The sequence below is a fragment of the Paenibacillus pabuli genome (assembly GCF_039831995.1).
GTDB lineage: Bacteria > Bacillota > Bacilli > Paenibacillales > Paenibacillaceae > Paenibacillus > Paenibacillus pabuli_C.
The window spans coordinates 171530-183763 of sequence record NZ_JBDOIO010000004.1; the positions used below are offsets into that span (position 1 = coordinate 171530).

15 protein-coding genes are annotated in these 12234 nt (G+C 49.2%); 14 read left to right on the forward strand and 1 reads right to left on the reverse strand.

The features are described from left to right. Positions 1 to 160 precede the first annotated feature (160 nt). A complete protein-coding gene (locus tag ABGV42_RS20305; RefSeq protein WP_347383431.1) occupies positions 161 to 2524 on the forward strand; it encodes an O-antigen ligase family protein in 2364 nt (787 codons plus the stop codon). 140 nt (positions 2525 to 2664) lie between these two features. On the opposite strand, the gene ABGV42_RS20310 is transcribed toward ABGV42_RS20305, so the two are convergent. After that, positions 2665 to 3012, reverse strand: coding sequence for a dehydrogenase (locus tag ABGV42_RS20310; RefSeq protein ID WP_347383432.1), 348 nt, complete (start codon positions 3010 to 3012; stop codon positions 2665 to 2667). A gap of 161 nt (positions 3013 to 3173) precedes the next feature. Here ABGV42_RS20310 and ABGV42_RS20315 point away from each other — a divergent pair, with 161 nt between their 5' ends. From ABGV42_RS20315 to ABGV42_RS20375, 13 genes are all read left to right on the forward strand, one after another. Further along, positions 3174 to 3788: a DedA family protein gene (locus ABGV42_RS20315; RefSeq protein WP_347383433.1), complete on the forward strand. Its 615-nt coding sequence runs from the start codon at positions 3174 to 3176 to the stop codon at positions 3786 to 3788. 2 nt (positions 3789 to 3790) lie between these two features. Next, positions 3791 to 4360, forward strand: coding sequence for a thioredoxin family protein (locus ABGV42_RS20320; RefSeq protein ID WP_347383434.1), 570 nt, complete (start codon positions 3791 to 3793; stop codon positions 4358 to 4360). A gap of 6 nt (positions 4361 to 4366) precedes the next feature. Beyond that, entirely contained in the window at positions 4367 to 4999 is a 633-nt protein-coding gene (locus ABGV42_RS20325; RefSeq protein WP_347383435.1) for an MBL fold metallo-hydrolase, read from the forward strand. A gap of 336 nt (positions 5000 to 5335) precedes the next feature. Continuing rightward, entirely contained in the window at positions 5336 to 5587 is a 252-nt protein-coding gene (locus tag ABGV42_RS20330) for a hypothetical protein (RefSeq protein WP_347383436.1), read from the forward strand. A 98-nt stretch (positions 5588 to 5685) separates the two neighbouring features. Next, on the forward strand, positions 5686 to 6222 hold the full coding sequence (sigY, locus tag ABGV42_RS20335) for an RNA polymerase sigma factor SigY (RefSeq protein WP_347383437.1): 537 nt from the start codon (positions 5686 to 5688) through the stop codon (positions 6220 to 6222). Positions 6223 to 6224: 2 nt separating this feature from the next. Continuing rightward, the gene (locus ABGV42_RS20340) at positions 6225 to 6563 is read left to right on the forward strand and encodes a YxlC family protein (protein ID WP_347383438.1); all 339 of its coding nucleotides are present in this window, start codon (positions 6225 to 6227) and stop codon (positions 6561 to 6563) included. Then, on the forward strand, positions 6556 to 6771 hold the full coding sequence (locus ABGV42_RS20345) for a hypothetical protein (protein ID WP_347383439.1): 216 nt from the start codon (positions 6556 to 6558) through the stop codon (positions 6769 to 6771). Before ABGV42_RS20340 ends, ABGV42_RS20345 begins: the two co-directional genes overlap by 8 nt. A gap of 148 nt (positions 6772 to 6919) precedes the next feature. After that, positions 6920 to 7303: an ATPase gene (locus tag ABGV42_RS20350; protein ID WP_347383440.1), complete on the forward strand. Its 384-nt coding sequence runs from the start codon at positions 6920 to 6922 to the stop codon at positions 7301 to 7303. Positions 7304 to 7523: 220 nt separating this feature from the next. Further along, a complete protein-coding gene (gatC, locus tag ABGV42_RS20355; RefSeq protein WP_175395353.1) occupies positions 7524 to 7811 on the forward strand; it encodes an Asp-tRNA(Asn)/Glu-tRNA(Gln) amidotransferase subunit GatC in 288 nt (95 codons plus the stop codon). Between the two features lie 29 nt (positions 7812 to 7840). After that, the gene (gene gatA / locus ABGV42_RS20360; RefSeq protein ID WP_095292518.1) at positions 7841 to 9298 is read left to right on the forward strand and encodes an Asp-tRNA(Asn)/Glu-tRNA(Gln) amidotransferase subunit GatA; all 1458 of its coding nucleotides are present in this window, start codon (positions 7841 to 7843) and stop codon (positions 9296 to 9298) included. A gap of 26 nt (positions 9299 to 9324) precedes the next feature. Further along, positions 9325 to 10764 carry an Asp-tRNA(Asn)/Glu-tRNA(Gln) amidotransferase subunit GatB gene (gene gatB / locus ABGV42_RS20365; protein WP_095292521.1) on the forward strand — a complete coding sequence of 480 codons (1440 nt, stop codon included), beginning with the start codon at positions 9325 to 9327 and terminating at the stop codon, positions 10762 to 10764. A 134-nt stretch (positions 10765 to 10898) separates the two neighbouring features. Beyond that, the gene (locus tag ABGV42_RS20370; protein WP_347383441.1) at positions 10899 to 11363 is read left to right on the forward strand and encodes a GNAT family N-acetyltransferase; all 465 of its coding nucleotides are present in this window, start codon (positions 10899 to 10901) and stop codon (positions 11361 to 11363) included. A 33-nt stretch (positions 11364 to 11396) separates the two neighbouring features. Continuing rightward, positions 11397 to 12107 (forward strand): MgtC/SapB family protein, encoded by a 711-nt coding sequence (locus ABGV42_RS20375; RefSeq protein ID WP_347383442.1) that lies wholly within the window; start codon positions 11397 to 11399, stop codon positions 12105 to 12107. Positions 12108 to 12234: the final 127 nt, after the last annotated feature.

Below are 12234 nucleotides of genomic sequence, written 5' to 3' on the forward strand. Positions count from 1 at the left end.
TGTTTTATATGATGGAAATGCCGAAGGCTTGGCGTAAGACAGGAGACCCTATGAGGGTCTTCTGTTTTTTTTATTTGTAATGCGTAATAAATGAGAATGATATGTAAGAGGGGAGATTTCTAATGTGGTTTAACGAAACTAGCTGAAAGGAGGTAGGCAGTTGCAGCAGCAGAGAAACGACAATCATATGGTTGAGCCTCAACGGGGAAAGGATCGGTTCGAGATGAAGATTCCTGTATGCAGCACAGGGCCAATTTCCGGTACAGACGCAGGAGTCTTGGATTTGAGCGACAGGTTTAAACAAATGGAGACGACAACGTTTGATAGGAATACATCGGCAACAACGCTATTGGGTGTGATGGGTATGATCATGTTACTGACTGCATGTCTGAGTCGAGGTCTATATTTCACTGTTGATGTGTACGGAGTCATTTTGTTCTCTTCCGGGAGCTTCCTCATGGGAGTGATCCTGCTTCTTCTGTTGCTTGTACTGCGGAGTAAGACAAATAACTCACTGCATATTCGCTTAAGTGGTGTTTTTAAAAGTAATGAGGAAATGAAGATACAATATCTGCATATGAATCTTAATGGCTGGATCATCTGGCCCCTCATTATGATGGTTTGTTATGGCCTGCATGCCTGTTTGGGTTCTGTAAGCACACAGGGCAGCATGGATGAAATGCTGCGGTGGAGTTTGCTGGCTATATTTGCCCTGCTGGCAGGGACGCTTGCTTCGTGTGCGCACGGCGTGCGGTGGTTCACCTCCTGCTGGCAGGCCGCGGGCGGCCTACTTGTGTTCAGCGGTCTGCTTGCGGTATGCGGCGTGCTGCCGCTGCCTTTTGCGGTCATGCGAACCGCTGACCCCGAGATCAGTTCCGCTGGCGCCAGGCTTGGCGGACTGCTGCAGTACCCCAATGCGTACGGCGCCGTTGTCGGCATGTACGCATTGGAGCGGCTGGCTGCAGTCGCGCGTGCCATGGCCCGTCCGGTGACGGCCGGGCGCCTTATCGCGGCCTCGCTGCCGCTCATGCCCGCGCAAGCTGCGCTCCTGCTGAGCGAGTCGCGCGGCGCCTGGCTGGCGACCGGCCTCGCCGCCGCCAGCGCCTTCGCTTGGCAGCGGCGCGGAGACCGCCTGCCGCTGCTGCTGGCCATGGCCGCGCCCCTGGCGAGCGCGGCCTGGCTGTACCGCCAGCTGGCTGCTGCCCAGCTGGCGCCTGCACCCGTGCCCGGCCTGCTGGCACTGGCCGGGGCATGGGCAGCTGCGCTGCTCGGCACGCTGCTGCTGTGCCGCCTATGGCACAGCGGCGCGAGGGCACGCGCCGCTGCCTTGACGGCCATGGGGCTGGCGGTTACCACCGCCGCTGCCCTGGCCGTGTCCTCCACCGCCGAACGACTCGCGGCAGGTGTCGGCACGGGGGCGTCCCGCCTCCGCATGTGGCGGGACGCCCTGGAGCTCTGGACCGGGGCCGCATGGCTTGGCCACGGGGGAGACACATGGCGCAGCATGTTCCGCGCCATCCAGTCCTCGCCATATGTCGGAGGCGAGGTCCACAATGGCCTGATCGACATTGCCCTCGATACGGGCCTGATCGGCCTAATAATGATCTGCGCCTGGTTTGCTTTTACCATTCGTAATACAATGAAATACGCATCATGGTTGATGCCCCCCATGCTTGTTTTTGTTTTGCATGGGACCATGGATTTTGACTGGAGCTTCACACTCGTATGGATGCTGTTTATATGGCTTGGAGCGTGGTCATACGCATATAAAAATGAACAACGTATAGCCACTGCGGACGTGCATGCCTTAATCCAGGCGAGACAGGTACCAGCAGTTCATACGAACGAACAATCAGTACAACCATCGCCTCTTGCCAATGGGTTTCAATATCAGGCTATGCGGACAATGCGGACAATACCAATGTTGACCGGGCTGGCCATCCTGATTTGGCTTGGAGGAACAGTCTGGCTGGCAGGGCGTAATACTCTGGCGGAAGTACAGTATCGCTTGGTTAGGTCTGTACCGGAAGAAACGATGCAGCACAGGGGAGAATTGACGGCTGCTTATCAGGCGAATCCATATCGGCCGGATATTGCCATCTCTCTTTCACGTACGCTTACAGCACATGATGCAGAGGAACTTCTGCGGAGCAGCTTGTCCCACTCCCCGGTAGAGCCGCGGCTCTACCAGGAGCTGGGGAAACTTGCAGCCCAAGCAGGGCAGGGAGCGCTGGCCGGCACATACTTTGAACAAGCAATTGCATTGAATCGGTATGATACCCCTATTCAGTCAGCTGCCTTGTACTGGATGGTTCAGGCATCACGGCAGGAATGGGCTGCCGGTTACACGGAACGAGCCCGGCAGACCGCCGCCACAGGTGTGCGAATGTATGAGTATTACGAACAGTTGAACGACAAAGTGACTGCAGGGAAGGCGCGCAATGATCGCCAGTTCACCTTAGATGACAATGCCGCCATTTACATTGCTCATCTTCGTAATCTCGCATCGACTGCCGTTCCTTAGTAATGGACCAGACAAGCGACCTCGGTAACTCTTGCTTCTGCTTCTCTTCGACATGAATAATGGCGAGTCTGCTCAAGGAACATTTCCTTGTTTCTGTGCGTGCTTCTTCTTATAGGAAATGCATTGAATTTCCTGTATTTCTACAGACGATATCCGCCAAATGCCTGCTGAAATGCAGCCTGAAGCGGTTCAATGTCCACATTCCATAGAGAAGCTATATCTGCGCTGACATCATTGTTCCACCACTCGCATAATTTCTTTCGATTGTCCCGGTTTTCACCGATCCAGAGCAGATTGGCAATGACTTTGCCATAATAGAGTTCTTCCGCCTGTTTCATCTGATCGGGAGAAATGTAGACTTTCAGCCGTTTCGCTGTCCGGTACAGCTCCTTGCTGCAAGCTCTGCGAATCCCTCTGGCGGAAGGTAACTTCTGGCCGGGGTTGCTATGTTTGACCGGGGGAGTGCCGGGTGTTGACTTGGGCGACATCTTCTCACGCTCCTCTCCCGATACCATATGCGAAGGGTGTCTTGCAGGACACTAACCCGGTTCGGGGAAGTAGCAACAAACTGCAGCCCTGTGCTAAAATAGGGACGAACATCCATGGTGCTGCGGAGCACCGCCAATCAGGATGAAGAAAGAGGGTCGAGATGGACGTTATTCATAACATTGTCGGTCAATTGTTCGACTGGATTCAGAGCCTTGGATACTTTGGGATTATGCTGGGGTTAATGCTCGAAGTCATCCCCAGTGAAATTGTGCTGGCATATGGAGGATTTCTCGTTTCACAGGGCAATATCAATTTCTTAGGTGCAATGATATTCGGTACAGTGGGCGGTGTGATAGCCCAGCTCTTTATTTACTGGATTGGCCGTTATGGCGGCAGACCGGTACTTGAACGTTACGGAAAATACATACTGATCCAGAAAAAACACATCGACCATTCCGAGGAGTGGTTTCGCAAGTATGGTACAGGTGTCATTTTCACGGCGCGTTTTGTTCCGGTTGTGCGTCATGCCATCTCGATTCCTGCAGGCATATCTAAAATGCATACAGGCAGGTTCATTCTGCTGACAACACTTGCTGTTATACCTTGGACTGCATTGTTTATATATTTAGGGATGGTACTCGGAGACCAATGGGAACATATTGACGAGAAAGCAGCACCTTACATTATGCCGATTTTGCTCGTTGCACTCGCACTTATGATTATTTATGTGCTTATTAAATGGATGAATGTTCGAAAAAAGAGAGGAAGTGTCTAGTTATGGGTAAACCAAACTTGTCTCACAAATTCGGTAAAGGTCTGCCGCCGAAGGAATTCATTGAGAGCATGACCAAGAACCAAAGCGAATTTCAGGCAAACTATGACAGCTTCACATGGTCAAGCGAAGAGGATCGCGAGTTTTTCGAGAGCTTGAATCACCGCGATGATTTGCGCGTTTTGATTTTGGCTGCTGACTGGTGTGGAGATGTTGTTCGCAACATACCTGTCGTATTCCAGGCACTGGAGATCTCGGGCATTCCAACCGAAGTTCTTATTATGGAAAATCATCCTGAAGTGATGGATGAATTCCTTACGATGGGCGGTCGCTCCGTACCTATCGTTATTTTTGCCGATACGGGCGGACATGTGCTGGGCCAATGGGGACCGCGTCCTCAGCATGTACAGGAAGTCATGGTTGAATTTAAACGCCAAAATCCGGATCGCGATGCAGCTGACTATCAGGAGAAGATGGCTGTAGTACGTCAGGAAATCGGTAAACGCTATGGGGAAGGAACGGAATCGCATGCAGTCATTATCCGTGAGCTGCGTGAACTGATTTCGGGTTACTAATCCAAGATGCTTAACATTCGTACATTTACACTCGGTCCGCTCCAGACGAATGCATATCTGTTGCAAGGTGAAGACCCGGGCAAAGCCGTTATCATTGATCCGGGCATGAACCCGGGTTCGCTGCTAAAAGCCATTCAAGACCTGGAAATTGAAGCGATTTTGCTGACACATGCTCATTTTGATCATATGGGCGGTGTGGACGAAATCCGCAAATTGAAAGGTTGCCCAGTCTATTTGCATGATTTGGAGAGTGACTGGCTCACCTCTCCCAAACTGAATGGATCATTGAACTGGCCGCAGGCTTCACCGCCTCTTTCGACAGATCCTGCGGAATATGCGATGGATGAAGGACAGACCCTCCATTTTGTTGGACATACATTTAAGGTATATCATACACCGGGACATTCCCCAGGCAGTGTAAGCTTGCTGTGTGGTGATGACTTGTTTGCAGGAGACGTTCTGTTCCGTATGGGTGTAGGGAGAACGGATCTGACGGGTGGACGGGAACGGGACTTGATCGATTCCATTCAAAATAAGCTGTATACCTTTGCTAATGAAGTAAAGGTATACCCTGGCCATGGCCCGAAAACAACCATCGGTTATGAGAAGCAAAATAATCCTTACGTTTCCGCAAGATGATCGACATTAAAGTGAAGAAAGTCTGGACAAGTGACAAATTTTTCATTAGAATAGCAATTAGTTGTTACAAGCGTTAAGGCATCATCTAACTGAAGCTTTGAATAGCAGTACCCTAACTTGCGAAGCACGCAGACTGTGGTCTATACCCGGTTTGCGTTCTTTTTTTGTTTTCAGCAACATTTGCAAGTGAAGAATCATCCAGATACAACTTACATAAGAAGAGTCAATGTAATGTCAGATAGCTTTTGGTTTTAATTAGCAAGTGCATGGTATTGAACCTTAGAACGTAGAAATGAATTTATGAAGCATGAGGAACAGGAGAGCGAGGAATAAGAAGTGGAGAAGAAGCGAGTTATACCTTTTGTACAGCGTGCCAAGTATTCATCAATTGAAGAGACCTGCCGCGTGATGGATAAGGGCAAGCTTGAATTAGCGACAGAGCTTCCTCAATTACATACCTACAGAAGCAAGGCAATGAATGAACCTTTTGAACAGCAGCAAAATATATGGAGAAATCGAGTTCTGAGCAGCGGAGCCCGCAACCAGCCCTGGTTCGACAAGCTGCAGGAATACCGGAATGAAGTCTGATTGCCCGGGAAATTGTCGGCTTCAGATTTTTTTGTGATTCATTTGAACGTTTTTGCAGAGACTGTCGTATTAACACAAGAATGAACGGGAAGCAGGTGATGAGTCAGATGGAAGCAGCCGAACTGGAAGAGGTCCGCAGGGCAGCAGAAGGAGATGATCGTGCGCTGGCGGCACTGCTTCAACGTCATTATGCTTTCGTGTACAAATATCTAGTCAAGGTTACGATGGATCCAAACGCTGCTGAAGAAACAGTTCAGGATACGATGATCCGATGCATGGAGAACATTCACCGTTATGACGGTTCGTCTGCCTTTTCATCATGGATGATTACCATTGCTACACGCATCTATATTGACAAGACAAGGCGCAAGAAAAGAGAAAATGGCTGGTTGGACATGATCCGTAGTGAGGCCATTAGACGATTCCGATGGCAGTTTGAGAGCCGGAATGAAGAATGGACGGATGTTATGGACGCCATGACAAGATTAACGCCGGAACATCGTGTTGCTGTTCTATTGAAGCACTATTATGGTTATGGCTATGATGAGATTGGGGAAATGCTTGGTATTCCAGCCGGAACGGCGAAATCGCGAACGGCCTATGGCCTTCGTCAATTGAGAAAGGAGTTGGGATAAGCATGAGCAGGACGGATGAACAAGATGATCAAGAGCTCCTGGAACGACTGCAGCAGCAGATGAAAGTGCTGGATGATGCATATGAGCCTGTGAGTATACCTTCATTAGCCTCGCTGGAAGTGCAGGTCAGGGAGCGAAGACGAATCAATCGTCGTAAGAACCTGATCGAAATGATTTTGTTCTGGGTTGTCGGGCTGATGGTTATTGCTTCTGGGGCATTGCTGTTCCTGTCTGCTCCAGCTCTTTATTTGGGTATCCAGGCCATTGGTGTAGCGGCAGCGGTGACAGCAGCAATGATATGGGCAGGCAAACATCGGAAGGAGGAAGCTCCTCATGAATAATATGCATTATTCGTTGGATGAGATTTCTCCGATCTGGCTGATTTTGATTGCAATTCTTTTGTTCGTGCAGGGGACATGGATTTTTCAGGATGCACGAAAACGCGGACGTTTCCCCTGGTTATGGGGATTATGGGGGATCACCGGATTCCCGACACCACTTATTGTATATTGGTTCGTGGTTATTCGATCAAGTCGCAGACGGTCCTAGCCTTTATAATGGACGAACAACGTTCTATTGATAAAAAAAGGATTTTGCACAAATATGTTGTTTAATTCTAGTAATCGTAGACATCGTTATTCTTTTCTAGTAGACTATACAAATAAATATGAAAGATAGACTACCAGGAGGTTAGACGATGCTGCGATTAGGAGAAAAGGTTGTCATCGTCGCGGATGCGTTTGAGCAGAATCTTCCTGTGGGGGAATATGGTTTCATCATCGCTTATGACCGGAATCCGGACAATGCGTTCGATTACGTGCTTCGAGTGCCGCAGGTGAACAGGAACTTTTTTGTTCCATCCGGCGACGTCGATCTGGAAGAGGTTCTGCTGAAGCAGGAAGCTGAGCGGGTCGAGCGAGAAGCGTTGATAGATTACGCCCTTGCGACACACAACGAGAAACTGTTTCATCATTTGATGAACGGAGAGGTTCAAGCTGTGGAAGAGGAAGAGGAAACCGCGAACGATGTTATGTCACAGGCGGATTTTATAAAGCAGGTTAATCTGCGTGCATGGATTTAGGATCTAGAGAGTCGGCTGATGCCGGCTCTTTTTTGATTATTGCATGAACTCCGTGGAATGGGGTTATTTTGCTTATTAGACAAGTCAGGTCATTTGCATTGAATTGTCGAACCATCTCCCCTATAATGAAAAAAGTTATCTTGGGACTTTAGCCCGTTAAACGAACGATTCGTTTCAGGCAGTTTCGGGAAGTTGAACGAAATGAAGGAGGCATCCGGAAATGAGTATTTCGAATAATGACGTTCAGCATGTGGCCAAGCTGGCCCGGCTCAATTTGACTTCTGAAGAAGAACAGACACTTACAGGACAGCTGAACGCGATTTTAAAATATGCAGAGAAGCTGAATGAGCTGGATACAGAGAACATTGAGCCAACGACTCACGTTCTGCACGTCAGCAATGTGATGCGTGAAGATGAAACGAAGGAAAGCCTGTCAATTGAACAGGTGATGCGCAATGCACCGGAAGAAGAAGACGGGCAGTTTAAAGTGCCTGCTGTAATGGAATAACGGATAAACCGGAAGGAGGACGAAATACCGTGAGTTTATTTGAACAATCATTGCCTGAGTTACATAACAAGCTGCACGCCAAAGAATTATCGGTCAGCGACCTGGTGGACCAAGCATATCAGAACATTAGTGCACGCGAAGACAAAGTGAAGGCATATCTTGCGCTGGATGAGGAACAGGCCCGTTCTCGCGCACGTCAGCTGGATGATCGGCTCGTCAGTGGTGAGGAGAAAGGTTTGCTTTTTGGATTGCCGGTGGGAATTAAGGACAACATCGTTACGAACGGACTGCGCACGACATGTGGCAGCCAGTTTTTGCGCAACTTCGACCCAGTCTATGATGCAACCGTTGTCGAAAAGCTGAGAGCCGCAGATACGGTGACGATCGGTAAACTGAACATGGATGAATTTGCCATGGGCGGTTCGAATGAAAATTCAAGTTTTTATCCTGTGCGAAACCCATGGGCTCTGGATCGAGTTCCGGGTGGTTCCAGTGGTGGTTCTGCGGCTGCAGTGGCTGCAGGAGAAGCGTACTTTACGCTTGGATCAGACACGGGCGGTTCCATTAGACAGCCAGCTTCGTATTGCGGCGTTGTCGGCATGAAACCGACGTATGGACTCGTTTCGCGTTTTGGATTGGTTGCATTTGCATCCTCATTGGATCAGATCGGACCTCTGACGAAAAATGTTGAAGATTCTGCATATGTACTGCAAGCGATCGCCGGCTATGACGCGAAAGATTCGACATCTGCAAAAGTGGAGATTCCGGACTATTTAAGCGGACTGACAGGTGATGTCAAAGGTCTGCGCATTGCCGTACCGAAGGAATACATTGGAGAAGGTGTTGATCCGCAAGTCAAAGAGACCATTCTCTCTGCCTTGAAAGTGCTTGAGGGACTCGGCGCCACTTGGGAAGAAGTATCCCTTCCACATACCGAATATGCGGTGGCTACGTATTATCTATTGGCTTCTTCAGAGGCTTCATCCAACCTGGCCCGGTTTGACGGCGTGCGTTATGGCGTGCGTGCAGATAACCCGGACAACCTGCTTGATCTGTACCACCAATCCCGCAGCCAAGGCTTCGGTCCGGAAGTGAAACGTCGTATCATGCTCGGGACATATGCGCTCAGCTCCGGTTACTATGATGCCTATTACCTGAAAGCCCAAAAAGTACGTACATTGATCAAACAGGATTTCGATGACGTATTTGCCAAATATGATGTCATTATCGGACCAACTGCGCCTACAACCGCATTCAAACTGGGTTCTCAGGTGGATGATCCACTCACCATGTATCTCAATGACATCCTGACCATTCCGGTCAGTCTCGCAGGCGTACCTGCAGTTAGCATCCCATGCGGCTTCTCGGATGGATTGCCTGTCGGCATGCAAATTATTGGTAAGGCCTTTGATGAAACGACTGTACTGCGCGTTGCGCATGCGTTTGAACAAAATACGGAATTCCACAAGCAGCGTCCGCAGCTGTAGACTGCCCGGAACGGAGGAATATTGAAATGTCTGCATCTAAATATGAAACGGTCATTGGACTAGAAGTCCATGTGGAGTTGCATACAAACTCCAAAATCTTTTGCGGCTGTTCCACGGCCTTTGGAGCACCACCGAATACCCATACTTGTCCCGTCTGTCTCGGACATCCGGGCGTATTGCCCGTACTGAACCGTCAGGCTGTGGATTACGCCATGAAAGCAGCGATGGCCCTCAACTGTACCATTGCTGATGTCAGCAAATTCGATCGTAAAAACTATTTCTATCCGGATTCTCCGAAAGCCTACCAGATCTCACAATTCGATCAACCGATCGGTGAGAACGGGTGGATTGACATTGAAGTAAACGGAGAAACAAAACGAATCGGCATTACCCGTCTTCACCTGGAAGAGGATGCCGGTAAGCTTACTCACGTTGATGGCGGCTATGCTTCATTGGTTGACTTCAACCGTGTGGGTACACCTCTGGTAGAGATTGTATCCGAACCGGAAATTTCTTCTCCGGAAGAAGCTCGTGCTTATCTGGAAAAATTGCGTGCGATCATGCAGTACTGCGATGTGTCGGACGTGAAGATGGAAGAAGGCTCCCTGCGTTGTGACGCCAACATCAGTTTGCGTCCGCATGGGCAGGAGAAGCTGGGAACAAGAGCAGAGCTGAAAAACATGAACTCCTTCCGTGGCGTTCAGCGCGGCTTGGAATATGAGCAGTTCCGTCAGGCTGAAATTTTGGATGACGGCGGTGAAGTGGTTCAGGAGACGCGTCGCTGGGATGAGGCGCAAGGAAAAACGCTGACGATGCGCGGCAAAGAGCAAGCGCATGACTACCGCTATTTCCCGGATCCGGATCTGGTCAAGCTGCATATTGATGCAGCCTGGAAGGAGCGGATCAAAGCTTCAATTCCGGAGCTTCCTGACGAGCGCAAAGCACGTTATACCGCTGATTACGGATTGCCGAATTATGATGCAGAGGTGATTACCTCATCCAAAGCAGTTGCTGATCTTTTTGAAGACAGCCTGAAATATACGCAGGATGCCAAAGCCGTATCCAACTGGATTATGGGCGACCTGCTTGGTTATCTGAACAACAGCAACCTGGAATTGTCTCAGGTGCCTCTGACGGGTCAGGGGCTCGGTGAGATGATCGGATTGCTGGAGAAAGGCACGATCAGCAGCAAAATCGCCAAAACGGTCTTTAAGGAAATGTTGGAGAGCGGCAAGCTTCCACAGCAGATCGTTGAGGAAAAAGGTCTTGTGCAAATCAGTGACGAAGGTGCCATTCTTGCGATTGTAGAACAGGTTGTTGCAAACAATCCTCAATCCGTGGAAGACTACAAGGCAGGAAAACAGAAAGCAATCGGCTTCCTGGTTGGCCAGGTTATGAAAGAAAGTAAAGGCAAGGCTAATCCGGGTCTGGTTAATCAACTGCTTGCAGATGTACTGAACCGCTAATCCATCCGGTGAGGCCGGACAGAAGGAGGCTCGTCCCTGTGACAGCCTCTTTTCTTTTTTATAGGCAAACACATCAGGTAAACATGTACACGTGTAATCGAATTCAGTTGCGTACGAAGGAGATGAGGACGGAGATGAAGATTCAATTACTGTCATTAAATGATCTGGAGACGACAGGACAGCTATGGCGGCTTCAGCATGTAGCTTATCGCCTGGAAGCGGAGATGATCGGTTTTCAGGAAATTCCGCCTTTAATGGATACGATCGAATCCCTGCAAAGCTGCGGAGAGACTTTTTACGGTTGTCTGGATGATGACGAAGAACTCGTGGGTGCCGTTGCAGTGGCGGAGGAAGAGAAGGACACATTGACGATAACACGCATGATGGTCCACCCTGAGCATTTTCGCAAAGGAATTGCAGCCGCATTGATGAGACATGTGTTCGAGCAGTATCCGGATCTTCCGCGGTATATTGTATCAACAGGTACACTGAACCAACCGGCTGTCAATTTATATACCAAATTCGGTTTTATACCCGTGGAGGTTACACAGATTGCACCAGGTGTGGAATTAACGACATTTCATAAGAATAAACATTAATCATGTGAATTTTTTGAAGGAGGAATACCAGTTTTGGGCAATCCTTGGTTTATCGATGAGTGGCACATTTTATTACGTTTATTACTAGCCATGCTGCTTGGAGGACTTGTAGGTCTGGAGCGTGAACGTTCCAATCATGCTGCTGGTCTGCGTACCCACATTCTGGTCTGTCTCGGGTCTGCACTGATCATGATGTTGTCTGTTTATGGTTTTAAAGATTTTGCCAATGAATTAAATGTGCGGATTGATCCCGCCCGTCTGGCTACAGCGGTTATTACGGGTGTCGGCTTCCTGGGAGCGGGTACGATTCTGTTTACCGGAAAGTCCATTACAGGACTCACCACTGCGGCTTCGATCTGGGTTGTAGCAGCCATTGGACTGGCCGCGGGCGCAGGGTTCTTTTTTGCCTCCATCGTATCTACGGTTCTGGTACTGCTCAACCTGTGGGTGTTCAACAAGCTGGAGCTCAGGTATATACGAGGAAACAAGCTGCATGTCGTCACACTGCATACTTTGTCTGAACCTGGCTTCCTGGAACAGGTGTCTTCATTCATGGAGCAAGAGAAGATTAAAATACGCAAAATCACAGTCAATGAGCAGGATCTGGCTTTTGCCGAAGTCATTTCGGTTGAACGAAAGATTGAGATTGTACTCCACGTGCATGTCCCGCATGAACTCAATACAGTGCAGCTGGTAACCAAGCTAAGACAATGGGACCATGTGACCAAAGTATCTATTGAATGAATCAATAAAAACCCTTCACAGGCCTGCTGTGCCGGAGGGTTTTTGGTCATATCCATATTTCTTCCAGTTACTCTCCGGGCTCTTTAGGGTACTATCTAACCAAATGCATGAAGAGCGGGAATGCTAT